The sequence below is a fragment of the Bacillus carboniphilus genome, assembly GCF_020524035.2.
Taxonomy (GTDB): Bacteria; Bacillota; Bacilli; order Bacillales; family JAIVKR01; genus Bacillus_CC.
Genome location: NZ_CP129013.1, coordinates 1,726,317 through 1,751,548, shown reverse-complemented (window position 1 = coordinate 1,751,548; position 25,232 = coordinate 1,726,317). Strand labels below are relative to the sequence as shown.

Annotated in this window: 21 protein-coding genes and 3 pseudogenes; 18 read left to right on the top strand and 6 right to left on the bottom strand. The window is 36.1% G+C overall.

Annotated elements, in window-relative coordinates; all coding sequences use genetic code 11:
* Positions 1 to 101: 101 nt before the first annotated feature.
* The 3 genes from LC087_RS08935 to LC087_RS08925 all read left to right on the top strand — a co-directional run bounded on the left by LC087_RS08935 (position 102) and on the right by LC087_RS08925 (position 1,961).
* Positions 102 to 251 carry a hypothetical protein gene (locus LC087_RS08935; RefSeq protein WP_226539178.1) on the top strand — a complete coding sequence of 50 codons (150 nt, stop codon included), beginning with the start codon at positions 102 to 104 and terminating at the stop codon, positions 249 to 251.
* Between the two features lie 227 nt (positions 252 to 478).
* The gene (locus LC087_RS08930; RefSeq protein ID WP_226539179.1) at positions 479 to 1,234 is read left to right on the top strand and encodes an SDR family oxidoreductase; all 756 of its coding nucleotides are present in this window, start codon (positions 479 to 481) and stop codon (positions 1,232 to 1,234) included.
* A 43-nt stretch (positions 1,235 to 1,277) separates the two neighbouring features.
* Positions 1,278 to 1,961, top strand: coding sequence for a metal-dependent hydrolase (locus LC087_RS08925; protein ID WP_226539180.1), 684 nt, complete (start codon positions 1,278 to 1,280; stop codon positions 1,959 to 1,961).
* A 30-nt stretch (positions 1,962 to 1,991) separates the two neighbouring features.
* Here LC087_RS08925 and LC087_RS08920 read toward each other — a convergent pair whose 3' ends face one another.
* Positions 1,992 to 2,795: a DUF368 domain-containing protein gene (locus tag LC087_RS08920; RefSeq protein ID WP_226539181.1), complete on the bottom strand. Its 804-nt coding sequence runs from the start codon at positions 2,793 to 2,795 to the stop codon at positions 1,992 to 1,994.
* A gap of 324 nt (positions 2,796 to 3,119) precedes the next feature.
* On the opposite strand from LC087_RS08920, the gene LC087_RS08915 reads away from it, so the two are divergent.
* Positions 3,120 to 4,433: a DRTGG domain-containing protein gene (locus LC087_RS08915; protein WP_226539182.1), complete on the top strand. Its 1,314-nt coding sequence runs from the start codon at positions 3,120 to 3,122 to the stop codon at positions 4,431 to 4,433.
* Positions 4,434 to 4,491: 58 nt separating this feature from the next.
* Here LC087_RS08915 and LC087_RS08910 read toward each other — a convergent pair whose 3' ends face one another.
* Positions 4,492 to 4,794, bottom strand: coding sequence for a YtpI family protein (locus LC087_RS08910; protein WP_226539183.1), 303 nt, complete (start codon positions 4,792 to 4,794; stop codon positions 4,492 to 4,494).
* A 121-nt stretch (positions 4,795 to 4,915) separates the two neighbouring features.
* Here LC087_RS08910 and LC087_RS08905 point away from each other — a divergent pair, with 121 nt between their 5' ends.
* Entirely contained in the window at positions 4,916 to 5,854 is a 939-nt protein-coding gene (locus LC087_RS08905) for a DHH family phosphoesterase (RefSeq protein ID WP_226539184.1), read from the top strand.
* A gap of 90 nt (positions 5,855 to 5,944) precedes the next feature.
* Here LC087_RS08905 and LC087_RS08900 read toward each other — a convergent pair whose 3' ends face one another.
* The 3 genes from LC087_RS08900 to LC087_RS08890 all read right to left on the bottom strand — a co-directional run bounded on the left by LC087_RS08900 (position 5,945) and on the right by LC087_RS08890 (position 7,111).
* Entirely contained in the window at positions 5,945 to 6,148 is a 204-nt protein-coding gene (locus LC087_RS08900) for a YtzJ family protein (protein WP_226539185.1), read from the bottom strand.
* Between the two features lie 126 nt (positions 6,149 to 6,274).
* Complete coding sequence (gene ytrI, locus LC087_RS08895; RefSeq protein WP_371932671.1) at positions 6,275 to 6,748, bottom strand: sporulation membrane protein YtrI; 474 nt, start codon at positions 6,746 to 6,748, stop codon at positions 6,275 to 6,277.
* Between the two features lie 33 nt (positions 6,749 to 6,781).
* Positions 6,782 to 7,111 carry a sporulation membrane protein YtrH gene (locus LC087_RS08890; RefSeq protein WP_226539187.1) on the bottom strand — a complete coding sequence of 110 codons (330 nt, stop codon included), beginning with the start codon at positions 7,109 to 7,111 and terminating at the stop codon, positions 6,782 to 6,784.
* A 203-nt stretch (positions 7,112 to 7,314) separates the two neighbouring features.
* On the opposite strand from LC087_RS08890, the pseudogene dnaE reads away from it, so the two are divergent.
* The 9 genes and pseudogenes from dnaE to LC087_RS08850 all read left to right on the top strand — a co-directional run bounded on the left by dnaE (position 7,315) and on the right by LC087_RS08850 (position 18,536).
* Positions 7,315 to 10,661, top strand: a pseudogene (gene dnaE / locus LC087_RS08885) (DNA polymerase III subunit alpha).
* 124 nt (positions 10,662 to 10,785) lie between these two features.
* Positions 10,786 to 12,051: an NADP-dependent malic enzyme gene (locus LC087_RS08880; RefSeq protein WP_226539189.1), complete on the top strand. Its 1,266-nt coding sequence runs from the start codon at positions 10,786 to 10,788 to the stop codon at positions 12,049 to 12,051.
* Positions 12,032 to 12,646, top strand: coding sequence for a FadR/GntR family transcriptional regulator (locus LC087_RS08875; protein WP_226539190.1), 615 nt, complete (start codon positions 12,032 to 12,034; stop codon positions 12,644 to 12,646). Before LC087_RS08880 ends, LC087_RS08875 begins: the two co-directional genes overlap by 20 nt.
* A gap of 350 nt (positions 12,647 to 12,996) precedes the next feature.
* A complete protein-coding gene (accD, locus tag LC087_RS08870; protein ID WP_226539191.1) occupies positions 12,997 to 13,869 on the top strand; it encodes an acetyl-CoA carboxylase, carboxyltransferase subunit beta in 873 nt (290 codons plus the stop codon).
* Positions 13,854 to 14,836, top strand: a pseudogene (gene accA / locus LC087_RS08865) (acetyl-CoA carboxylase carboxyl transferase subunit alpha). Before accD ends, accA begins: the two are co-directional and overlap by 16 nt.
* A 265-nt stretch (positions 14,837 to 15,101) precedes the next feature.
* A pseudogene (pfkA, locus tag LC087_RS08860) lies at positions 15,102 to 16,062 on the top strand (6-phosphofructokinase).
* Between the two features lie 166 nt (positions 16,063 to 16,228).
* A complete protein-coding gene (gene pyk / locus LC087_RS08855) occupies positions 16,229 to 17,824 on the top strand; it encodes a pyruvate kinase (protein WP_371932670.1) in 1,596 nt (531 codons plus the stop codon).
* Positions 17,818 to 17,991 carry a PEP-utilizing enzyme gene (locus tag LC087_RS19665; RefSeq protein WP_371932692.1) on the top strand — a complete coding sequence of 58 codons (174 nt, stop codon included), beginning with the start codon at positions 17,818 to 17,820 and terminating at the stop codon, positions 17,989 to 17,991. Before pyk ends, LC087_RS19665 begins: the two co-directional genes overlap by 7 nt.
* 155 nt (positions 17,992 to 18,146) lie before the next feature.
* Complete coding sequence (locus LC087_RS08850) at positions 18,147 to 18,536, top strand: FxsA family protein (protein WP_226539195.1); 390 nt, start codon at positions 18,147 to 18,149, stop codon at positions 18,534 to 18,536.
* A 174-nt stretch (positions 18,537 to 18,710) separates the two neighbouring features.
* Here LC087_RS08850 and ytvI read toward each other — a convergent pair whose 3' ends face one another.
* Complete coding sequence (gene ytvI, locus LC087_RS08845) at positions 18,711 to 19,832, bottom strand: sporulation integral membrane protein YtvI (protein WP_226539196.1); 1,122 nt, start codon at positions 19,830 to 19,832, stop codon at positions 18,711 to 18,713.
* Between the two features lie 866 nt (positions 19,833 to 20,698).
* Between ytvI and citZ the strand changes: the two genes are divergently transcribed.
* The 4 genes from citZ to LC087_RS08825 all read left to right on the top strand — a co-directional run bounded on the left by citZ (position 20,699) and on the right by LC087_RS08825 (position 24,773).
* Positions 20,699 to 21,814 (top strand): citrate synthase, encoded by a 1,116-nt coding sequence (gene citZ, locus LC087_RS08840; protein ID WP_226539197.1) that lies wholly within the window; start codon positions 20,699 to 20,701, stop codon positions 21,812 to 21,814.
* Between the two features lie 102 nt (positions 21,815 to 21,916).
* Positions 21,917 to 23,185, top strand: a complete 1,269-nt coding sequence (icd, locus tag LC087_RS08835) for an NADP-dependent isocitrate dehydrogenase (protein WP_226539198.1) — start codon at positions 21,917 to 21,919, stop codon at positions 23,183 to 23,185.
* Between the two features lie 68 nt (positions 23,186 to 23,253).
* Positions 23,254 to 24,192: a malate dehydrogenase gene (mdh, locus tag LC087_RS08830; RefSeq protein WP_226539283.1), complete on the top strand. Its 939-nt coding sequence runs from the start codon at positions 23,254 to 23,256 to the stop codon at positions 24,190 to 24,192.
* A gap of 104 nt (positions 24,193 to 24,296) precedes the next feature.
* Entirely contained in the window at positions 24,297 to 24,773 is a 477-nt protein-coding gene (locus LC087_RS08825) for a MaoC family dehydratase (protein WP_226539199.1), read from the top strand.
* Positions 24,774 to 25,232: the final 459 nt, after the last annotated feature.

Here is a 25,232-nt window from a genome sequence, read left to right as displayed (position 1 = left end):
ATATAACTTTCAACAAACAAGGTTCTCCTCTATGTATAAATTATATGTTTTATCACATAGTAATGACGTAACATTAGATTACTTAAGGAGTGGATGAACAAATGGCAAAAGAGAAGAAAAAGTATGAGTATGAACAAAGTGGTATAGCGGAAACAACGAATCAAGTAACAAATGCTTATGAGAGTGGAGTAGCTGAACAAGCATATGAAAAAGAAAATAATTATGAAAAATATGACGAAGAAATAGAATGACTCATTAAAACCCTTCATTAGCGAAGGGTTTTAATGTTTAGGTGGCCTATTCTTCTTAAATATTATAGGGATATTTCTATCCTCCTCAAAAGGATTTTTACAAAGAGTCCTTGAATATACATAATAATGGTTCTGAGTGTTTGGTTTGAAAATAGTGAAGTAGATCATGTATGTTTGTTTTAGGTACATAAAAAATTAAATAAAAACTCTTCTAGGGGGATATAAAAGTGAGACATGCCCTCATAACGGCAGGGTCCAAAGGACTGGGACGGAAAGTAACAGAACACCTTTTAGAAAAAAATTATTGTGTTACGGTCAATTATAGAAGTGATTTCCATGCAGTGGAAGAACTAATTGGTGACTATAAACAAAAAAAAGACAATATTCATATTGTCCAGGGCGATGTAACGAACAAAGAGGATATCATCAAAATTGTACAGTCATCATATAAAAAATTTGGACGAATTGATACCTTAATTAATAACGCTGGTCCTTATATTTTTGAGAGAAAAAAATTAGTTGATTATGAAGATGTTGAATGGTATTCAATGATTGAGGGGAATTTGAGTTCTGTTTTTCATTTTGTAAAACAGGTAGTGCCTATTATGAGGGAACAACATTTTGGTCGAATCATCAATTATGGATTTCAAGGGGCAGAGCACGCATCTGGTTGGCTTTATCGTTCTGCCTTTAGTGCAGCCAAAGCGGGTCTTGCCTCTTTAACTAAGACGCTAGCAATTGAAGAGGCTGAAAATGGCATTACAGTAAATATGGTTTGTCCAGGAAATATTGCGGGTAGAATGAAAGAATCGACGATTGATGAAGCGAGAAACAGGCGTGATGATAAACCTATTGGAAGATCAGGAACAGGGGAGGATATTGCTCGATTAATTGGTTTTCTAATTCATGAACAATCAGATTTAATTACAGGGTCCATTATTGAAGCAACAGGTGCGGAAAATGTCATTCATCGTTTCAGGTGATTATCTCAAGTGTTATATAGTTAATTAATAGGAGGAAAATAAAATGAAGGTTTCTTATCATGGACATTCAATTGTCCTAATTGAAACAAAAGGAAAGAAAATTATTATTGATCCTTTTATTACAGGAAACAGTCTTACAGATCTTGATGCTAACAATTTAAAAGTTGATGTTATTATATTATCTCATGGTCATAATGATCATGTAGGGGATACAGTTCAGTTAGCTAAACAAAATGATGCGTTAGTAGTAGCTCCTTTCGAATTGGCGACTTTTTTAGGGTTTAAAGGTTGTCAAACCCACCCGATGCACATAGGTGGTAAGCATGAATTTGATTTTGGATTAGTCAAATTCACTCAAGCTTTTCATGGATCTAGCTTTATAGACGAAGATAATCAACAGATTGTATATACAGGAATGCCTGCTGGTATATTGCTTACCATTGATGAGAAAACGATCTTTCATGCAGGGGATACAGGACTATTTTCAGATATGAAGCTTATTGGAGAAAGGAATCAAATTGACCTTGCGTTCCTACCGATTGGAGATAACTTTACAATGGGACCTGAAGACGCTTTACTAGCAGCAAGCTGGTTAAATGTAAAGAAGGTCGTTCCTATCCACTACAATACGTTCCCAGTCATAGAACAAGACCCGTATGCATTTGCTGAACAGGTAACTCCAGGTGAGGGGATTGTACTAGAAGTAGGCGAATGTATTAAAGTATAAGAAAAATAGAGTCTCATTTCAAATGAGACTCTATTTTTTATATTCTAAGTTTCCTAGTAAAATAGCGATGATAAACCCTAAGGTAAAGGTAAGGAGGCACAATAAAATATTACTTGAAAATCCTTTATATACTACAGCAAGTGAGCCAGTTACCATACCAATAATGAGTGCGTACATAATACTCGTATGAGCAGACATTAAATAGTTTAATAATTTACTCATTGAAATAAACCCAAGCATCACGCCTAGAGCAACAGGAATTAAAATAATGAGATTAAGGTCATTAACTCCTCCAAGGACGGTGGCATAAACGCCAAATATTAAGAGTATAAAAGAGCCACTAATTCCCGGAAGAAGCATCGCCATACTAGCTACCCAACCAGATAAAAATAATAGGACTATTTCTTTCATGCCGATAACTTGCCATTGAGATGTATTTTGATCTAAAAAGACCATAGATGCGATAGCAATTGCAGCAACAATAAGAAGAATGTAATGTCTACTTGTAAAATTGTTTTTAACATCTGCTTGAAATACTAAAAATGGAAGAATTCCTAAAATTAATCCTAGAAAAAAGAGGTGAGTAGGTTCTTGATAATTTTCTAATAAACTCTCGAGTAAGTGACTTAACAGCAGAATAGCAGATATAACGCCTACCCCTAATGGAATGAGAAATCCTAGGTGTTTTTTCCATTCTTTTGAGAAAAAACCGTTGATTGCTGCAAGTAAGCTATTATAAATACCAAGTAAAACGGCAATAGTTCCAGCGCTTACCCCTGGTATAATATCACTCGTTCCCATTAAAAAACCTCTATATATATTTTTCCATTTCATAGTTTCACTCCTAAATAAGTCATAGTCATAGTTATAATGATAATCTTTTATAAAGTCAATAGGATGTCAAAACAGTTACACTTTAAAAGATAGAGCGATTGTTTATTTTGTTCGAATATAATTTTGAAAAGGTTCCTGCAGAAAAGCCGTGATATCAGATTGGAGGTTTAAGGGGAACTAGTGTGTTTGCTTTTTGCATTCTGAAGTAATGTTTGACGAGGGGATAACCTCGAAAGAGGTTATCCTACTCTATTGCTTTATCCATGTTTTCACTTATATAATAATATATATCATATGTCATGTTGAAAAAGAGGATGAGTTCGATTGGCTACAAAACATGAACAAATATTGCAGTATATAGATGGATTAGAAGTTGGTGAGAAAATATCTGTACGTTCGATTGCCAAAGAAATGAATGTAAGTGAAGGAACAGCTTACCGGGCAATTAAAGAAGCGGAGAATAAAGGGTATGTCTCTACGATCGAACGTGTTGGAACAATTCGAATTGAAAAAAAGAAAAAAGAAAACATAGAAAAACTTTCTTATGCAGAAGTAGTAAATATTGTGGATGGCCAAGTACTTGGTGGACGAACAGGTTTACATAAAACGTTGAATAAATTCGTCATTGGTGCGATGAAACTCGAGGCAATGATGAAATATACAGGAGCTAATAACCTTCTAATTGTTGGAAATAGAACGAATGCCCAACAGTCAGCTTTAAAAGCTGGTGCAGCAGTACTCATTACTGGAGGATTTGATACAGATGATGAAGTGGTTAAGTTAGCAGATGAACAAGAGCTTCCAATCATTTCAACAAGTTATGATACTTTTACTGTGGCAACCATGATAAATAGAGCTATTTACGACCAATTAATAAAAAAGGAAATCGTCCAAGTTGAAGATATTTTAACTCCTATTGAGAAAACCATTTATTTGTCTGCTAGAGATTCTGTTGAAAAATGGTTTGAGGTAAATAAAAGAACCGGTCATGGCAGGTTTCCAGTAGTAGATGAACAATTAAAAGTAATCGGCATTATTACATCAAAGGATGCAATGGGGCAGGATCAGCATACGTTGATTGATAAAGTGATGACGAAAAACCCCATTACGATTATAGGAAAGACATCAGTAGCTTCTGCTGCACAAATAATGGTTTGGGAAGGGATAGAAGTATTACCTGTTGTGGGAGAAAATAATAAAATGATTGGTATCATTAGTCGTCAAGACGTATTAAGGGCTCTGCAATCAATCAATAGACAACCACAAATAGGAGAAAAACTAGACGATACGGTCACTAGTCACATTGTAAGTGTTGATGAAGACAATGAAAAAGATGTTTATCGTTGTACAGTGACTCCGCAAATGACCAACCATCTTGGAACTGTATCTTATGGTGTGTTTGCTACATTGATGACAGAAGCAACCAATCGTTATTTACGTTCGAAGAAAAAAGGTGATTTGGTTGTTGAAAGCATGACCATTTATTTTTTAAAACCTGTTCAAATGGAGAGCATACTTCATATACGTCCCAGTATTTTAGAAGTCGGTAGAAAGTTTGGTAAAGTAGAAGTAGAGGTTTATTTAGAGACAGTAATTGTAGGAAAAGCTATGATGATGGTGCAACTTATCGACCGTTAAAGAATAACTCCACCTTAACAAAAAGGTGGAGAAACTATTATGGGCGCTTGCGCTTTTCTTATTTTGTCGTTTCGCTATTTTCTTTGATGGCTAAAGGTAAATAAAAGCGATAAGCTTTAAAGCCAGCCCAAACACTTCCAAGACCAATGACCACAAATATTGCTCCAATTATAATGGATAGAGAAGATCTGAAAAGAAAAAATTGATTGACTCCAAAGAAGAAAACGAATGCTCCTAGTGCGATACTTGATTTAGCTGAAAGCCATTGTCGTTCCATTTCTTTTGAAGACCTGAAGAACTTAACTTTATAATATAAGTAAAACATAAGAGCAAATATAATCAGTATCACAAAGATATGCAAAGTTATTACCTCCAACTGTTTGAATTACATATGGTTTATTTTATATGTTTTTATAAAAAAAAACTACTCATCTTATCACCCATTTAATCTTTATTTAGAACAGAAAGGTAGGAAAGGGAAATTGAAGCAAAAAATATTGGAAGAAATCCAAAAACATAATACCATTATTATTCATAGACATGTAAGACCTGATCCAGATGCGTATGGTTCTCAATGTGGATTGGCAGAGATTTTAAGAGAATCTTTTCCTGATAAAAATGTATTTGTTGTTGGAGAGGAAGATCCTTCTTTAACTTTTATGGCTTCAATGGAAGTCATTGAAGATTCAACATATGAGGGCTCTTTAGTCATCGTCTGTGACACAGCTAATAAAGAAAGAATATCAGATCAACGCTATAATCAAGGGAATCAATTAATTAAAATTGATCATCACCCAAATGAAGATCCATATGCAAGCATAGAATGGGTTGATTCATCCGCAAGTAGTGTGAGTGAAATGATATATGAGTTTTACTTATTTGGAAAAACTAAAGGGTTGAAAATGAATAATACAGCAGCTGAACTTATTTATCTCGGTATAGTTGGTGACACAGGAAGATTTTTATTCCCTTCTACCTCACCAAAAACATTTCAATATGCGAGTGATCTATTAAAATGGGAGATATCATTAGCAGAATTATACCAAGGATTATATAAAATAAAGCCAGCAGTGGCAAAATTAAGTGGGGTCGTTTTGCAAACGTTTGAACAATTGCCATCTGGAGCAGCCTTTGTCAAATTAACGAAAGAAACATTAGAAAGATACGGAGTTTCTGTCCAAGAAACCTCTCAACTTGTCGGAACTCTTGGTCATATTGAAGGTATAAAAGCGTGGATCTTTTTTGTAGAAGAGGAAAATCAAATCAGAGTTCGACTTCGTTCTAAGGGGCCTGTTATTAATGAATTAGCAAAACGTTATAATGGTGGGGGGCATCCAATGGCTTCTGGAGCCACTATAAAAAAATGGGGGGAAGCTGATCACGTAGTTGCTGAACTGGACAAAATATGTAGTGGTTCCTAAATGCTAAAAGCCCTCGAGAATAACAACCGAGGGCTTTTAAAGGAATTGATTAGGAATTAAATTGTAATGGTTGAGGAAGGTGTGAAAGGATTAGAGTATATGATGTTGGTTTTCTTGCACAGGAATAAACCAGTAACCGAACTCAGTTATATCTTCATGTACTGAAATGTTTTGTAATTCGAGTTCTCGTTTTATTTTTTGAGAAAGCTCCTCTGACTCTGCATAAGCTGATAACCCACTTCTAATCCGTTCTACTTTTTCTTTTGCCATCTGGTTTCGACTAAGTACATACATAGAAATCACTCCTTCACTACATATTGTTACTCTTATAATCATATTTTATCTAAATGTAGGTGTAAATGATACAAAAATTTAAAAAATTAAAGAAATGTTCAAAATTAACATTGTATGGATATTTTCTTATTTTGAAAACAGCAGTTCCACATCAACGACTAAGGTTGTATCAATAACAAGAACTTTTAATTCCAGCTTATATTTTTTATTATCAATATTGTAAATTTTGTTTTCGATTGTTTTTTTAATCAAAAATTGAGTTTTACTTACACTTTTGATATCTTTTGCGATAAGGGAGGATAAGTCCTCTTTTAAATCCGCAATGATTTCTTGTTTCGAGTATTCACGGAGTTTGTATTGATCTGCATTTTGGATAGAAATAGTGATATCTTGAATAGAAAGTTGTTGTTGATTTTTTTTATTTAATACATTGTAATCATCTTGTAAGACTTTTATTTTGTTCTCCAAACCTTCTTTGTCGTTTTGTAGTTCTGAAATCGTATTTAAGTATTCTTCTTGGTATATACCGTAACTGTATACAAAAAACCACCAACTAATTATGGTTCCAATCACAACCCCAACAAAAAAGCGCTGTGCCAAGATCGTTTTTTATATAGTGAAGGAACTCTCATTTTATTCCTCCTGTGTTAACCATGCTATAATCATCCAGCCTGTTTGTGCTCCTCCCATGGCTGAAACAATCACTAGAAATTGCTTGAATAAATCCTTAGAGGCTCCTTGAAAAAGTCCTCTTTCAAAATTAGAAAACGCATCAAAAGTACCGCCTATCGCAGCAACTAAAGCCCATATCTTTAGTCGGTTTGCAAAACGGAACATAAAGGATAATGGAGGATCGCCAGTCAAGTATGCTCCTATTCCACCTATCAATGCTCCTCCTAAAATAACACCTAAAGCAATAAAAAAACTATGAATAAAGAAAGGGATAAACGCTTCATTTTCCATTAATTTGTATCCTCCTTATACTCTAAAAAACTCACGGGTAGTAATTAAAAGACTCTCTATATTCTTCTTTATATAATTTATGGACGAGTGTTGAAAATAAGAAGTAATTTTAGAAGATTCCTTCGTGTGAACGTTGAAATTTGTCATCATTTAAAGGTAGATACTATAATATGAATAAAAGAGTTAAAAAGGTGGGGGTTAGATTGTCGTTTGTTCATCTGCAAGTGAAAAGTACATATAGTCTCTTAAATAGTACGGTAAAAATAGATGATCTCGTTGAAACGGCAAAAAAGGATGGCTATTCAGCGGTTGCGGTTACTGACTACCATACAATGTACGGAATCATTGCTTTTTATAAAAAGTGTATAGAAAAAGGGATTAAGCCTATTATTGGATTAACCGTTACCTATATTGTAGAGCAAATTCAATCTGAAATAATTCTTTTAGCAAAAGGATACCGAGGCTATCGAAATCTATTGATTTTAAGTAGTATGTTACAAACAAAATACGGAGAAGGGATTCCAATTGATTTAATTAAGAAGTACGGTCAAGATTTAATCGCTATTTCTCCAGGAAGAAAAGGGTGGGTTGAGCAGCTTTTCTTACAAAATAAAAGTGAAAGAGCAACAGAAGCAGCCGAAACGATAAAAAGATTATTCGATGATCAATGCTTCTTTTTTTCTGTTCAAAATCACTTTGATCCGAAAGAAGAGACACTTAATAGTAAAATGCTTACATTATCTAACCACCTTTCTATTCCGTTTGTTGCTTTGAATGATGTTTGCTATTTAAAAAGGGAAGATGAATTTGCTTATCGTTGTTTAAAAGCTGTGGGAAGTGGAATTCAGGTAGATCAACATGAATTGAGCAATAGTGAGTATTATTTAAAAACACCGGATGAAATGACAATACTTTTTGAAAAATTACCCATTGCCTTGAAAAATACGTTATCGATTGCGGAAAAATGTAATGTAGAAATTGAGTTAGGTAAAACAAAGCTTCCTTCATTCCCTTCACCTGAAGGGGTCGATTCTTATCAATATCTTAAGGAAGTATGTCGTCAAGGGTTAATGAAAAGAGGGCTATATGAGCTCAAATATCAAGAGAGATTAGCGTACGAACTAACGGTTATTGAAAAAATGAATTTTAGTGATTATTTTCTAATTGTGTGGGACTTTATGAAGTATGCTCATCAAAAAGGGATTATGACTGGTCCTGGAAGGGGCTCTGGCTGCAGGTTCACTTGTTGCGTATGTGCTTTTTATTACCGATGTTGACCCAATTAAAAATAATTTAATTTTTGAGCGATTTTTAAATCCTGAAAGAATCACTTTTCCTGATATCGATATTGACTTTCCAGATACGAGAAGAGGAGAAATGATCCAATACGTTACGAATCGATATGGAAAGCAACACGTTGCACAAATCATTACGTTCGGAACGTTTGCAGCTAGAGCAGGCGATTAGGGATGTGGCTAGAGTGTTCGGAGCAACAGCCTCACAAATCAACCAATTGATTAACCATCTTCCTCATGGAAATACAATGACGTTAAAGGAGGCCTATCAAGAATCGAAGTCCTTAAAAAAAATACTAAAAGAGTCTAAGTTATTAGAGGATATTTATCGAATTGCTCTTAAAATTGAAGGATTACCTCGTCATTCTTCAACACATGCTGCTGGGGTGGTCTTGAGCGATCAACCTTTAACCAATGTGGTCCCTATTCAAACAGGGCATGATGGAGGATACTTGACACAATACTCAATGGATTATCTTGAAGAGATAGGTTTAATTAAAATGGATTTTCTAGGATTGAGAAACTTAACGTTAATTGAAAATATTCTGAAAATAATCAAACGAAAAACAGGAAAAAAGCTTAGTGTATCAGAAATTAATTATCAAGATAAAAAAACAACATATGACCTTCTTTCTAAAGGAGAAACAAGTGGCGTTTTTCAATTGGAGTCAGAAGGAATGAGAAATGTTCTAAAAAGACTAAAGCCGCAGTCGCTAGAGGATATAGCTAGTGTCAACGCACTTTATCGTCCAGGACCTATGGATCATATCCCGGTTTTTATTGAAAGAAAGAATGGAACAAAACCGATTCATTACACACATCCAACATTAGAAAAAATATTAAAAAATACGTATGGAGTTATTGTTTATCAAGAGCAAATCATTCAAATTGCTTCCCAAATGGCTGGGTTTTCTTTAGGTGAAGCTGATCTATTGAGACGAGCGGTAAGTAAAAAGAATAAATCAGTGTTAGATGACGAGAGAAAGCATTTTGTAGGTGGAAGCATAAAAAAGGGGTACGATAAACGAACGGCCAATGAAGTGTATGACCTGATTGTTAAGTTCGCAAACTATGGATTTAATCGAAGCCATGCAGTGGCTTACAGTATGATTGGTTACCAGCTTGCTTATTTAAAGGCAAACTATCCGCTATATTTTATGACTTCTTTATTATCAAGTGTGAATGGAAATGATGTGAAAATAAAGCAATATATAAGGGAAGCTAATCAGTTAGGTTTACAAATTCTCCCTCCTTCTGTGAATCGGAGTGACTTTTCTTTTACTGTTGATAACAATGGTATTCGTTTTAGTTTAATGTCAATCAAAAATGTAGGTATACAGGCGATTAAAGCAATAGTACAAGAACGATTTTCTAAGCCATTTGCTGATCTATTTGATTTTTGTTCAAGACTTCCGCTGAAAATTGTCAATAGAAGAGTCATAGAAGCGCTTATTGTTTCAGGTTCTATGGATGAGTTCGGCAAAAATCGCAGCTCACTATTAGCTACTCTAGATGTAGCGATTGATCATGCTGAATTATTAAAGAGTAATCAATCTGATCATCAAGTAGACTTTTCATTCAATGATTTTTTAAAGCCCAAATATATCGAATTAGACGCTATGCCCATTGATGAAAAGTTAAAGTTTGAAAAAGAAGTGTTAGGACTATACTTATCAAGTCATCCAATCGAAAGTTATAACACAATTTTGAAAAATTTTCATACTGTAAAGCTGGCAGATTTAAAACAGTATCAATCGAGGAAGGTGACGGTGGGAGCTTACATTCAAGAAATGAAAACGATTCGAACGAGAAAAGGAGAAGTGATGGCGTTTCTAACGATTAGTGATGAAACGATGGATGTAGAGGCTGTTGTTTTTCCTGCAACCTATAAAAAAGTGACAATTACTAAAGGAAGCTTATTACTTCTAGAAGGAAAAGTAGAAGAAAGAAATGCCCACTTACAATTCATTGTACATGACATTAAGGAAATTAAGCATTTGAATAAAAGAACAAAAAAACTTTTTATTCGTATTAGTAACGAAGTAGAAGATTCACAATTATTGCATGATGTGAAAAAAGTATTAAGGAAAGATCAAGGAGAAACCCCTGTCTATTTGTATTATGAGCGTTTGAATCAAACAAAGCTCTTGCCGAATGATTATTATGTATCTGGTCATGAAGATTGTATCGCCCGTTTAAAAGATATGCTAGGAGATAAGAATGTAGTGGTAAAAGAGTCAGGCCCTGTGTTATAGTTTAATAAGCGTCTTAGTGGTCAGACCACTAATTAACTTTCTTAAAATATCTAATAATGATAGATTGAAAACATTTTCGGTTAACAGCCTATATATGAAATATTAAAAAATAAGGAGTGGTTTTTTGTCTTTACGAGAAGAAGCATTACATATTCATCAAACGAGTAAAGGGAAGTTAGAAACTACAGCCAAAATTCCTGTAAGAAATGCAAAGGATTTAAGTTTAGCGTATTCTCCAGGAGTAGCAGAACCTTGTAAAGAAATATATGATGAACAATTAAAAGTTTATGATTATACAATGAAAGGGAACATGGTGGCGGTTGTTTCCAATGGAACGGCCGTTTTAGGTCTAGGGAACATTGGTCCAGATGCTTCTTTACCAGTGATGGAAGGAAAAGCTGTTCTATTTAAGAGTTTTGCTGGTGTAGATGCTTTTCCTATTTGCTTAAATACAACCGATGTCGAAGAAGTCGTTCGTACGGTTAAATTACTTGAACCTACTTTTGGTGGAATTAATTTAGAAGATATTGCTGCTCCTAGTTGTTTTGCCATTGAAGAGAGATTAAAAAAAGAAACGAGCATTCCTGTTTTTCATGATGACCAACATGGTACGGCTATTGTTACTGTTGCAGCTTTAATTAATGCTTTAAAGTTGACGAATCGTAATCTTTCTTCCATAAAAGTTGTTGCAAATGGAGCGGGTGCTGCAGGAATTGCAATTATAAAACTACTTCATCGCTATGGTGTCAGGGATATTATTATGTGTGATTCCAAAGGTGCGATTTACGAGGGGCGCCCATATGGAATGAATGGTATAAAGGAAGAAGTATCAAATTATACAAATGTAAATAAGGTAGAAGGTGGATTAGAGGCGGTTCTTGAAGGAGCAGATGTCTTTATAGGTGTTTCAGTAGAAGGTGCTTTAACAAGAAGTATGATTCAAACGATGAAAAAAGATCCAATTATATTTGCTATGGCAAATCCTAATCCTGAAATAATGCCTCATGAAGCAATGGAGGCGGGTGCTAAAGTCGTGGGAACTGGACGTTCAGATTTTCCGAATCAAGTGAACAATGTTCTTGCTTTTCCAGGCATCTTCAGAGGTGCACTTGATGTTCGGGCAACACACATAAATGAAAGAATGAAGATGGCGGCTGCGGAAGCCATTGCCTCATTAGTCAGTGAGGAGGAGAGATCTTCGGAATATGTCATTCCTAGCCCTTTTGATCCACGAGTTGCTCCAGCAGTAGCAGGTGCAGTCGCAAAAACAGCAATGGAAACAGGTGTTGCTAGAATTGAAGTAGACCCAGAAGAAATCATCACAAAAACAAGACAACTTTCGATGATTGATAGTGAAGTGAGTGAGGTTAGTGACAACGTTAAAATCTAAAGTTTATATACAAATTGTTAACCAGCTTCGTACTATTATTCAATCAGACAGTTTGCAACCGGGTGACAAACTCCCTTCAGAGAGGGAACTTGCAAGTAGGTTGCAAGTAGGTAGGTCATCTGTCAGAGAAGCCTTAAGGTCGCTCGAGTTGTTAGGGATAATAGAAACAAGAAGAGGGGAAGGGACGTACTTAAAAGACTTTCATGATCACCACCTCGTTCGTGTGTTAGGAACGTTTATTTTAGGAGATAAAAAGGCGCTAACAGACATGTTAGCTTTAAATGAATTATTAGAAATAGATGCTATTCATTCCTTTTTAGATAGAAACAAAGAACGGCTCCCTATCACTATTTCTAGTCAAGTGGATAATGAACGCGAGTGGATGGAAGAAATTTTAAGACAAGCGAATAACTTCTTAAAATACCGCATCTGGGTTGTTTTAAATGAATATATTATGGAAGCTTTATCACATTCATTGGAAGAGCCTACTGAACGCCATCGGGCATTATTAGATGCAATTAATGATGAGGATAGAGATAGAGTGGATAGTGCTTATGAATACATCTCCTTAAAGAGGTTGTTCAAAAAGTTCTAAAAAATGTCGGTTGAATAACTTTGTTGGTTTGCTTTTCCGCTCCTTCATGCGCACAGGAGGTGCTAGCGCAGGTGTTAGCTCTCGCGACGTGGCTGTACTTAGCCTGCGTTCCATAGAGCAAACAGCCTCGTTCTTGTCTAGCTTCAACCCTTACACCCTCGAGGTCATAAGTCAGTGAGAACAAAAGATAAAGAACATCTTTCTTTTCTCCCCGCCTTATGCTCGCCCTAGCGTGAACAAAGGGTTTCAGCTTTTCTATTCAGCGTCCTTTTTTACCTACTTTTTGAACACGCACTTAAAGAATCTAGTCCGTTTTTAACAGGAATAACACCATTAAAGGGGGGGCAAAGGTGATTAAAAATATATTTGTGAAGAAACGAAAATACGCAACCATTCCATCTGAGGAATCCAAACAGGATGTTCCTGAAGGAATTATGACAAAATGTCCAAAGTGTAAGAAGATTATGATGACAAAAGAATTAGTCAAAAACCAAAAGGTTTGTCTTCATTGTGATTATCACTTGCAAATGAATGCAGGGGAAAGAATCCAGAGTCTGTTCGAAGAAAACAGTTTTATAGAGTATGACGCTCATATAACTTCTGAAAATCCACTCGACTTCCCAAATTATATGGATAAACTGGAAAAGGACCGATTAAAAACAAAATTAAATGAGGCAGTCGTGACTGGAGAAGGAACAATCAATGGATTTAAAGTTGTAGTCGCTATTATGGATGCTCGTTTTCGTATGGGGAGCATGGGCTCTGCGGTAGGGGAGAAGATCACGAATGCCATTGAAATGGCGAAACAAAAAGGCTACCCATTCATTATATTTACAGCATCTGGTGGGGCTAGAATGCAAGAAGGAGTTCTTAGTCTTATGCAAATGGCGAAGACGAGCTGTGCTTTAGAAAGCTTTAATCAAAGTGGTGGACTATTTATTTCTATTATGACTCATCCAACTACGGGAGGAGTTTCAGCAAGTTTTGCTTCTTTAGGTGATTATAATTTTGCTGAACCAGGAGCTTTAATTGGTTTTGCGGGTAGAAGAATTATTGAACAAACGATACGGGAAGAACTTCCTGATGATTTCCAAACGGCTGAGTTTTTACTGAAGCATGGTCAGTTAGATAAAGTGATTCATCGTAAAGACTTTAAGACTATATTAACGATGCTTTTAGATATTCATCGTCCTAGGGGGGGAAGTTCTTGGCTGGAGAATTAGAATTTGAAAAGCCGATTATTGATCTGCGTAAAAAAATTGAAGAGCTCAAGGAATATACCGAACAGTCAGATGTAGATTTAAATGAAGAAATTGCGCGGTTAGAAACTCGTCTTCAAAACCTTGAAAAAGAAATCTATGAGAACTTATCACCATGGGATCGAGTTCAACTGGCTCGTCATCCTCAGCGACCGACAACAGTAGATTATATTAACCATATATTTACTGATTTTATTGAATGCCATGGGGATCGGTTATTTGGAGATGATTTAGCCATTGTAGGTGGAGTGGCTAAGTTCAAAGGTCTTCCGGTTACGGTAATTGGTCATCAGAGAGGGGAAAGATACGAAAGAGAACCTTAAACGAAACTTTGGTATGCCACATCCAGAAGGTTATAGAAAAGCATTAAGGTTAATGAAACAAGCGAATAAATTTGAAAGACCTATTATTTGTTTTATTGATACGAAAGGAGCCTATCCCGGTAAAGCAGCAGAAGAGCGTGGACAAAGTGAGGCGATCGCTAAAAACTTGATGGAGATGGCCGGTATGACGGTTCCAATCATTTGTATTGTAATCGGAGAAGGAGGAAGTGGCGGTGCTTTAGCCTTAGGAATAGGGAATCATCTCTTTATGCTAGAAAACTCTACTTACTCTGTTATATCGCCAGAAGGAGCAGCTGCTTTATTATGGAAGGATTCCAGCTTGGCTAAAAAAGCAGCTGAAACTATGAAAATTACCGCTCCAGACTTAAAAGAGTTAGGTGTAATCGATGATGTGGTTCCAGAAGTTAAGGGGGGGCGCCCACTTAAATATAGAGGAGCAGTCAATCTTTATTGAAGAATGTTTATTGAAATCTTTAAATCAGCTTCTACCATTATCAAAAGATCAACTGGTGGAAGAACGGTATAAAAAATATAAACAAATTGGTACCCTTTCATCTAATAATAATGTTGAAATAGGGATAGACTAAGGAGGAGCCATGCGTTTTTGGGCAATATTTTGTTAAGTTATTTAACAATGATATTGTGTAAAGAGCATGGCACTTTCCCTAATTCCTCAAAAGTTGTTTATAGTTGACTTGAATGCGCTTACATGATATTATGATTGTTTTTTTAACATTTGTCACTTAATTCTTATCTGTTTTGGGTGTATAATGATAGAGGCTTGTAAATAGCATGTAATTGTAATAGGTATATGAACCCCTATTTAAGTCATTTCTGTTTTGAGGTGAAATTATGAAACGAATCGGAGTACTAACAAGTGGTGGCGATTCTCCTGGAATGAATGCTGCCGTTCGTTCTGTTGTAAGGAAAGCTATTTTTGAAGGAGTAGAAGTTTTTGGTATTTATCATGGCTATGAAGGATTAATATCTGGACAAATTGAGAAGCTCGAACTTGGATCAGTTGGGGATATTATTCACCGTGGTGGAACAAAACTTTTTACAGCAAGATGTCCAGAATTTAAAACAGTAGAAGGACAAAAAAAAAGGTATTGAACAGCTTAATAAGCACGGTATTGAAGGGTTAGTTGTCATTGGTGGAGATGGCTCTTATATGGGAGCAAAAAAATTAACAGAGCATGGTTTCCCATGTGTGGGCGTACCAGGTACAATTGATAATGATATTCCAGGGACAGACTTCACAATTGGCTTTGATACAGCATTAAATACAGTTATAGATGCAATTGATAAAATTAGAGACACAGCTACATCTCATGAACGTACATACGTCATAGAAGTGATGGGTCGTCATGCAGGGGATATTGCCCTATGGTCTGGATTAGCAGGTGGTGCTGAGTCTATACTCATCCCTGAGTCAACCTATGATCTTCAAGATATCGTTCACCGACTTAAGCGTGGCCATGAACGTGGAAAGAAACATAGTATCATTGTTGTAGCTGAAGGTGTTGGAAGTGGAATTGATATCGGTAAAAAAATCGAATCAGAAACCCAGTTCGAAACGAGAGTCTCGGTTTTAGGACATATTCAAAGAGGTGGTTCTCCAACAGCGTTTGACCGTGTGTTAGCAAGTCGATTAGGTGCTTATGCAGTTGAGTTGTTGCTTGATGGAAATGGTGGACGCTGTGTAGGAATTCAGAAGAACCAACTTATCAACCATGATATTATTGAAATTTTAAATGAAAAACATACAATTGAACCATCTATGTACCAGTTGTCTAAAGAATTGTCCATTTAAAAAGAAAATCAAAAGTCTCAAGGTGAAAAAAGTCATGACGTTTAGTAGTTAGACATTTTCATTATAGGAGGGTAATGTTTTATTCCCTCTCTTTTTCGGGTTTTTGAGGTGGACTTTAAAGGTATTGGTATCGTTTCCATAATTGTTTACAGGAGGAACTTTTAAAATGAGAAAAACAAAGATAGTTTGTACAATAGGTCCAGCAAGTCAGACAGTAGAAAAATTACAAGAATTGATGGAAGCAGGCTTAAATGTTACAAGACTTAACTTTTCCCATGGTGATTTTGAAGAGCACGGGGCGAGAATCAAAAATATTCGTGAAGCATCTGGAAATTTAGGGAAGCATGTAGCGATTTTACTTGATACAAAAGGTCCAGAAATTCGCACACATACAATGGAAAATGGCGCAATTGAGCTTGAAGCAGGGTCAAAGCTGACTGTATCTATGACAGAAGTAAGTGGGACGAAAGAGAAGATTTCTGTTAGTTATGAAGGGTTAATTGACGACGTACATGAAGGTTCTTCTATATTATTAGATGATGGATTAATCGAATTAGAAGTGAACGACATAGATAAAGCGAGTAAAGAGCTTCATACAACCGTTAAAAATGGTGGAACATTAAAGAACAAAAAGGGTGTTAATGTTCCTGGAGTAAGTGTCAACTTACCTGGTATTACAGAAAAAGACGCTCAAGATATTTTGTTTGGTATTGAGCAGGGTGTTGACTTTATTGCTGCTTCATTTGTGAGACGTGCTTCAGATGTGTTAGAAATTCGACAGCTTTTAGAAAAGAATAATGCAACAGGTATTCAAATCATACCAAAAATCGAAAACCAAGAAGGTGTCGATAATATTGATGAAATTCTGGAGGTTTCTGACGGTTTAATGGTAGCAAGAGGAGACTTAGGGGTAGAAATCCCAGCAGAAGAAGTACCACTTGTTCAGAAAGAGCTTATTAAAAAATGTAATAAACTAGGTAAACCTGTTATTACAGCAACTCAAATGTTAGATTCTATGCAACGTAATCCAAGACCTACTCGTGCTGAGGCAAGTGATGTTGCCAACGCTATTTTTGATGGGACAGATGCAATTATGTTATCTGGAGAAACAGCAGCTGGTTCTTACCCGGTAGAAGCGGTTCAAACAATGCATAATATTGCTTCTCGTGTAGAAAAATCGTTAGATTATGCTCATATTTTATCAGAGCGTAGTAAACAAATTGAAACAAATATTACTGAAGCGATTGGACAATCCGTTGCTCATACGGTAACGAACTTAAATGTTTCTGCAATAGTCGCACCTACGGTTAGTGGCTATACAGCAACCATGATTTCTAAGTATCGTCCAAAGGTTCCAATTGTTGCCGTTACTTCTTGTGATTTTGTATGTCGTAAGTTAGCTTTAGTATGGGGCGTTCATGCACAAATTGGACAACAAGCAGAATCAACAGATGAAATGTTGGATGTTGCCGTTCAAGAATCATTAAGTACAGGTATTGTCAAGCATGGTGATTTAATTGTCATCACTGCAGGTGTCCCAGCAGGAGAATCAGGCTCTACGAACTTGATGAAAGTTCATGTTGTTGGTAATGTACTTGCTAAGGCTCAAGGAATTGGCCGTAAATCTGCTTTTGGTAAAGCGGTTATTGTTAAAAATGCTGCTGATTTAAAAGAGATTAACCAAGATCATCCGTTTATAGTTGTTTCTTATAGTACGGAAAAAGAAATGATGCCTATGCTACAAAAGCGGCTGCGATTGTAACAGAAGAAGGTGGACTGACTAGTCACGCAGCTGTTGTAGGTCTAAACCTAGGGATCCCTGTCATTGTTGGTGTAGAAAATGCTACGGAATTAATTAAAGAAGGACAAGAGATTACGGTTGACGCTGATCAAGGAATGATTTACCAAGGTCATACAAGTGTACTGTAAGGTCTAAAGATTAAAACGAGAAAGGGTGGTTATGAATCCTTTCTCGTTTTTAATTTAGAAAAATATACCGTGACTTACGAACATAAAGTGCTTGTCGAGTCTAAATTAGCCGCTTATAATGTTGCTAAATCTACTTTATTGTGAGGTGAAGGAAATTGCGTTGGTTAGTTTCCTTTTTGATTATCGTGCCAGCTATGGAAATAGGACTATTAATATTGTCAGGAAAAACCCTTGGTGTCATTCCAACTGTTTTACTGATCATTTTTACTGGAATCGTGGGGGCTTATTTAGCGAAAAAACAAGGGTTAGAAACGATTCGAAAAGTTCAAGGTGAAATGAGTATGGGTCTAATTCCTCAAGATACGATTCTTGATGGTTTGTGTATATTAGTAGGTGGAGTCGTTTTGTTAACCCCAGGGTTTATTACGGATTTAATGGGCTTTCTTTTATTATTCCCTACTACTCGTAATATGATTAAACCAGGTCTTGTTCGCATTATTCGCCATTTTATTAACAATAATCGAATAAAGATTTTTCGTTTGTAAATGTTAGTGGATTTAAAGTCATGAATAATGAAAAGAAGAGTGTTCATTTTTTAATTGGCACTCTTCTTTTGTTTGAATTCTGTAAATTCCTTGAAAGACATAACGATTGTGAAAATTATAATTTGTATGAAAAAAGGCGTGAATACTCCTGCATAGATCCCTTTACTCACTTACTCAATCTACTTTAGGTTTTCCGACAATAAATTCATAAATTTCGTGAAAGACACGCGTTTTGTAAAGGGTATTGATAATGACAAGCGTGACTGGTCCAACAATTAATCCTAAAAAACCAACGAGTTTAAATCCGACAAACAGGGCAATTAACGTAGCTAAAGGATCTAGACCGATATTCGAAGACAGCACCTTAGGTTCCATGAATTGCCTTTGGAGCATGACAATTACATATAAAATGCTCATTCCAATCGCTAAAGGTATATTTCCACTGAAAATAAGGAAGATGATCCAAGGAACAAAGACTAGACCTGTACCTAAATATGGAAGTAAATCCACAAACCCAATTAATAAAGCAATGGTAATGGCATAAGGAACTTGAAGAACGAGTAGCCCGATCATCACAATAACTGCTGTCATAGAAATTAACGTTAGCTGTGCTTTTATAAAACCAGCCAATGCTTTTTTTAGCTCGTCGAATACAGATTTACCACTTGAGATCGCTTTTCGAGGTATGATGTTGACCATCATTTTTTTTAGTTTATACCAATCTTTACTAATGAAAAATGTAGCTAAAAAAGAGAAAACAATGGCTGTTGCTGTATTTGGTAGCCAACTGAAGATAGTAGGAATATTATTTAAAAACGTTGTTACAAAGTTTCCAACAGTCGTCGTAAGTTCAGTTCCAATCCCTTTTATATTAGACAAGATCGTTTCTTGCTGTCCGTTGTTCAAGTTATTAAAGATAGAAGTGACTTCGTTATATAATGGCAGGATTGTTTCAACAAAGTAGTTTTCAAGATATATACTTAGTTGTTCAATATTTTTGGGCACTACTCTTGATAAGTAAGCAGTTCCGTTAACAATCTCTGCAACTAATAAGGTTAATAATCCTGCGATGATGGTAAATACAATAATAATAGAGGAAAAAACGGACCATCCTCGATTCATTTTTGTTTTATTCTCTAATAGGTTAACAAGTGGATTCATAAAAATAGCTAGAACCCAAGCGATAATAAAAGGATAGGTCAGTTTAGCAGAGAATAAGACTAAATAACCACCGCCAATTAATATCAAACCTACTAGTAACGTCCGTAACGTTATGTATAAATATTGTTTATTCAATCATTTCACTCCTTAAAGTAGTGATTATCTATAAGAGGTTGTTCAAAAAGTCATGAAAAATTGCTGTCGAGTAACTTTGTTGTCTCGCTATTCCACTCCTCCGACGCACAGGATGTGCTAGCACAGGCGTTAACCACAGGAAGTGGTTGTTCTTAGCCTGTGATCCTTCTGTACGTACACTGTGGTGCTTCGATGCCCAGGACGGGCTAGCGCAGGCGTTGCTCTCGCGACGTGGCTGAATTTAGCCTGCGTTCATAAGCAGGACGCCTCGTTCTCCTCGGCCCTTTTTCCCCTACTTTTTGAACACGTACTATAAATATTTTACAACTTGAAAGGGTATAGTAAAAGGAAAATGAGGGAAAGATTTATTATTTAGTAGTTTTTAATATAAATGTATGTAAAGTTAAGTAAGTATCCTATGAAAATACGTTTAAACTTATTATATTACAACAAGGAAAATAAATGCTAAACCATATGATTTTAAGAAAAATGCCAGAAAAGTTTTAAAAAATTTAACATTTATCAGATTATTGTTTATAATGGGGATAGGCTGATTTTAAAAATAAGAATTAGTAACTGAAGTCTAAATATGAATCTAATAATATGTAAGCATTTTCTTTTTTGTAAAATATGATTTTTTTGGTATGCTTACATTTAGAGAACCTTATTGTAAGTGTTCAAAAAGTATAGGGGAAATAAACATTACCTTCAAATAGTTTCTGTTTTGTTAGCAAAAATGATACTAGTTAACTCAGACACGCTAAACTTTTTGAACAATATCTTATTTGTGTTAAGTTAGAGAGAAAGACGAGTGGTTACTAAAAGGGGTTAGGTTAGTCTTATTTACAGTAAAAGGAGAGATGGACATGACAATGACACGTGGTTTAGAAGGGGTAGTGGCAACAACGTCAGCAGTTAGTTCAATTATTGATGACAAACTAACATATGTTGGATACAACATTGATGACCTAGCTGAAAATGCTAGTTTTGAAGAGATTATTTATTTATTGTGGCATGGGAAGCTTCCGACAGAGGATCAATTAGGTACATTAAAACAACAACTGATGAGAGAAATGACGATACCTAGTGAAATTATTGCAAGTTTCCAATCATTTGAAAATGAAAGCGCTCACCCGATGGCAGTATTGCGTACAGCCATTTCTATGTTAGGTTTATATGATAAAGAAGCAGATATAATGAATGAAGAAGCAAATTATAAAAAGGCTATTCGTTTACAAGCGAAGATAGCAACGATTGTTGCATCTTTTGCGAGAATTCGTAAAGGAAAAGAGCCAATTCAGCCAAAAGAAGATTACAGTTATGCTGCTAACTTTCTCTACATGTTAACTGGAGAAGAGCCTAAAGATATTGAAGTAGAAGCATTTAATAAAGCGCTAGTTCTTCATGCTGACCATGAGTTGAATGCCTCTACCTTTACTGCTCGAGTTTGTGTAGCGACTCTATCTGATATTTATTCTGGAGTAACAGCTGCTATTGGAGCTTTAAAGGGACCACTTCATGGTGGAGCGAATGAACGAGTGATGAAGATGTTGACTGAGATTGGCAGTGTTGAAAATGCTGAACCATTTATCCGCGAAAAATTAGCGGCTAAAGAAAAAATCATGGGCTTTGGACATAGAGTATATAGAAAAGGCGATCCACGCGCCAAGCACCTTAAAGAAATGTCGAAAAAGTTAACAGAAATAACTGGTGAAAAAAAATGGTACGATATTTCAATTAAAATTGAAGAAATTGTTACTGGTGAGAAAGGTTTACCACCAAACGTTGATTTTTATTCTGCTTCTGTATATCATAGCTTAGGAATTGAACATGACTTATTTACACCAATCTTTGCAATGAGTCGTGTTTCTGGATGGTTAGCTCATATTCTAGAGCAGTACGAGAATAATCGTTTAATTCGTCCACGTGCTGAATATACGGGACCATCTTTACAGTCTTATGTTCCTATTAATCAAAGATAGTAAATTTTTAAAAAGTACTAGCTTCTCATTCATTTTAAATACTCTTTCATGAGAGGCTAGTCTATTCGTTACGAACAAGTTACATATTAGGAGGTAATCATCATGACAAACGGTGAAAAATTATCAGTTAAAGACGGACAGCTAAATGTTCCCGACCAACCAATCATTCCATATATCGAAGGGGACGGAATTGGTCCAGATATTTGGGCAGCTGCATCTAGAGTATTAGAAGCTGCAGTAGAAAAAGCGTATGATGGGAAAAAATCGATTGTATGGAAAGAGGTTTTAGCAGGAGAAAAAGCCTTCAATAAAACTGGAGAATGGCTTCCTGAAGAAACGTTAAATATGATTCGTGAATATATGGTTGCTATTAAAGGCCCATTAACAACACCAGTTGGTGGAGGAATTAGGTCTTTAAATGTTGCTCTTAGACAGGAGTTGGACCTTTTTGTATGTCTACGTCCTGTTCGTTATTTTCAAGGTGTACCTTCGCCTGTCAAACGTCCAGAAGACACAGATATGGTTATCTTCAGAGAAAATACGGAAGATATTTATGCTGGGATTGAATATGCTAAAGGCTCTGATGAAGTGAAGAAGGTCATTGAATTTTTGCAAACAGAAATGGGTGCTAACAAAATTAGATTCCCTGAAACATCTGGTATCGGTATTAAGCCAGTTTCTGAGGAAGGGACTAAGCGTATCGTAAGAGCAGCCATTAACTATGCCATTGAACATGGTAGAAAATCGGTTACGCTCGTTCATAAAGGGAATATTATGAAGTTTACAGAAGGTGCATTTAAAAATTGGGGTTATGAGCTAGCTGAACAAGAATTCGGTGATAAAGTGTTTACTTGGGCTGAATATGATCGTATTGTGGAAGTTGAAGGAAAAGAAGCGGCTAACAAAGCACAAGATCAAGCCGTAGCAGAAGGGAAAATTGTCGTTAAAGACGCGATCGCAGACATTTTCTTGCAGCAAATCCTTACAAGACCTGCCGAGTTCGATGTAGTTGCAACAATGAACTTAAATGGGGATTATATTTCTGATGCTCTAGCCGCTCAAGTTGGAGGTATTGGTATTGCACCTGGTGCCAATATTAACTATGAAACAGGACATGCTATTTTTGAAGCGACACATGGAACGGCTCCTAAATATGCAGGTTTAGACAAAGTGAATCCTTCATCCGTTCTTTTATCTGGAGTGTTAATGCTAGAACATCTAGGCTGGATTGAAGCGGCAAATATGATTACAAAATCAATGGAAAAGACCATTGCATCTAAAGTTGTAACATATGACTTCGCACGATTAATGGATGGGGCGACTGAAGTGAAATGTTCACAATTTGCTGATGAATTAATTGCTAATCTTTAAAAGCAAACGCAAGGATCTATCGGGAGAAATTATTTCAATTACTTAGAGGTAAACAAAGGGGATGCTATATAATGAATAGACGTAAAAAAGTTTCTGTCATTGGTGCTGGTTTTACTGGAGCGACTACAGCGTTTTTACTCGCTCAAAAAGAGTTATCAGATGTAGTGTTAGTCGATATTCCTCAAAATGAAAACCCGACAAAAGGAAAAGCTTTAGATATGTTAGAAGCTGGACCTGTCCAAGGGTTTGATGCAAATATTAAAGGGACTTCTAATTACGAAGATACAGCTGATTCAGATATCGTTGTTATTACGGCAGGTATTGCACGTAAACCGGGAATGAGTCGTGATGATCTTGTGCAAACCAATGAAAAAGTAATGAAGAGTGTGACGAATGAAATCGTAAAATATTCACCTAACTGTATAATTGTGGTTTTAACCAATCCTGTTGATGCTATGACTTATACGGTTTTTAAAGAGTCAGGATTTCCAAAGCACCGAGTGATAGGACAATCAGGTATTTTAGATACGGCGAGATTTAGAACGTTCATTGCAGAAGAATTAAACTTGTCAGTGAAGGATATTACTGGTTTTGTTTTAGGTGGTCACGGTGATGACATGGTTCCACTCGTTCGTTACTCTTACGCAGGAGGAATCCCACTTAATAAGCTTATTTCAAAAGAGCGTTTAGAAGCTATCGTTGAAAGAACGCGTAAAGGTGGAGGAGAGATTGTTAGTTTGCTTGGGAATGGTAGTGCTTATTATGCACCAGCTGCTTCTCTTGTTGAAATGGTAGAAGCGATCTTAAAAGATCAAAGAAGAGTTCTTCCTTCTATCGCTTATTTAGAAGGTGAATATGGCTTTGAAGGTATTTACCTTGGTGTACCAACTATTTTAGGTGGAAACGGAATTGAAGAAATTATCGAATTAGATCTGCATGAAGAGGAAAAAAGTCAGCTTGAAAAATCAGCTGCGTCTGTTAAGAATGTTATGACTGTTTTATCGTAAGTGATATATAGCATATGAGGATGACTCGAAATCATGATTTTGGGTCATCCTTTTTAAAAAGATAATTATACATATTTTTGATTTTTATAAAATGGAGTGATGAAATGGTGTTAGGTAAAAAGCGGAAACTTGGGAGAACTTTTGAGGAGATCACTCTTGGAGAAAAGTTGACGCTTACAGAAAAAGTGGAAGATAAAGACTTACTTCTTTATTTAGGCCTTACGAATGATGCAAATCCATTATTTATTCAACATGATTATGCTACTCAAACAACATTTGAAAAGCCAGTGGTTCCCTCGATTATGTTAACGGGAATTGTTCTTTCGGCTGTTTCTAAATATTTACCAGGACCAGGGAGTTATATTCAATCACAGCAAATTGATTTTTTGGCTCCAGTTTATCATTATGAAGTGATTCATTTCTTATTTGAAGTCGTCGATAAAGATGAGAAATTAAAACGCATTTCAATTAAGGTACAGGTGAAAAATGAAGAAGGGAAAGAAGTATTAACAGGTAGGATGAGCGTTTGTCCACCGCAAAAAATGAAGAAGATGGATGGGAAATCACTAGAGAATTTCTAGCGCTGACAGTAAGATCAGCGTTTTTTTTACAGAGTAAGAAAGTATATAAACTGGTCCTTATTCAGATGGTGCTTTTATTTTTGTCTAGCTCCAGCTCCCAGCGACGGGGTAGCGCTTTCGATGCACAGGAAGTGCTAGCATCAACGTTGCCCACAGGACGTGGGCGTCTTTAGTTGATGTTCCATGTCTCTACGGATAAGTCAACGGAGACGCCTCCAGGAGGGAGGTGGATCTACGTTTGCTCGCGCGACGTGGCAGTAGTTAGTAGATCCTCCGCTTTCCGGCTTTTCGTGTTTCCTTTATCTCATGCGGCGATGCCCAGGACGGGCTAGCGTCAACGTTAGTCACAAGACGTGACTGTACTTAGTTGACGTTCCTTTGCACCTGCGTCGCTAAACGGGCGCTTGCGCTTTTCTTATGGTTATTTAGAACCAACCAGCAGCCTAAGTTAGAAAGAAA

What these genes read in the sequence shown, in the direction of transcription:
- LC087_RS08925 (WP_226539180.1), top strand. Translation starts at nt 1,278, where the DNA reads ATGAAGGTTTCTTATCATGGACATTCAATTGTCCTAATTGAAACAAAA.
- LC087_RS08825 (WP_226539199.1), top strand. Translation starts at nt 24,297, where the DNA reads ATGGTGTTAGGTAAAAAGCGGAAACTTGGGAGAACTTTTGAGGAGATC.
- pyk (WP_371932670.1), top strand. Translation starts at nt 16,229, where the DNA reads ATGAGAAAAACAAAGATAGTTTGTACAATAGGTCCAGCAAGTCAGACA.
- LC087_RS08890 (WP_226539187.1), bottom strand. Translation starts at nt 7,111, where the DNA reads ATGGAAAATGAAGCGTTTATCCCTTTCTTTATTCATAGTTTTTTTATT.
- LC087_RS08920 (WP_226539181.1), bottom strand. Translation starts at nt 2,795, where the DNA reads ATGAAATGGAAAAATATATATAGAGGTTTTTTAATGGGAACGAGTGAT.
- citZ (WP_226539197.1), top strand. Translation starts at nt 20,699, where the DNA reads ATGACAATGACACGTGGTTTAGAAGGGGTAGTGGCAACAACGTCAGCA.
- icd (WP_226539198.1), top strand. Translation starts at nt 21,917, where the DNA reads ATGACAAACGGTGAAAAATTATCAGTTAAAGACGGACAGCTAAATGTT.
- LC087_RS08935 (WP_226539178.1), top strand. Translation starts at nt 102, where the DNA reads ATGGCAAAAGAGAAGAAAAAGTATGAGTATGAACAAAGTGGTATAGCG.
- LC087_RS08900 (WP_226539185.1), bottom strand. Translation starts at nt 6,148, where the DNA reads ATGTATGTACTTAGTCGAAACCAGATGGCAAAAGAAAAAGTAGAACGG.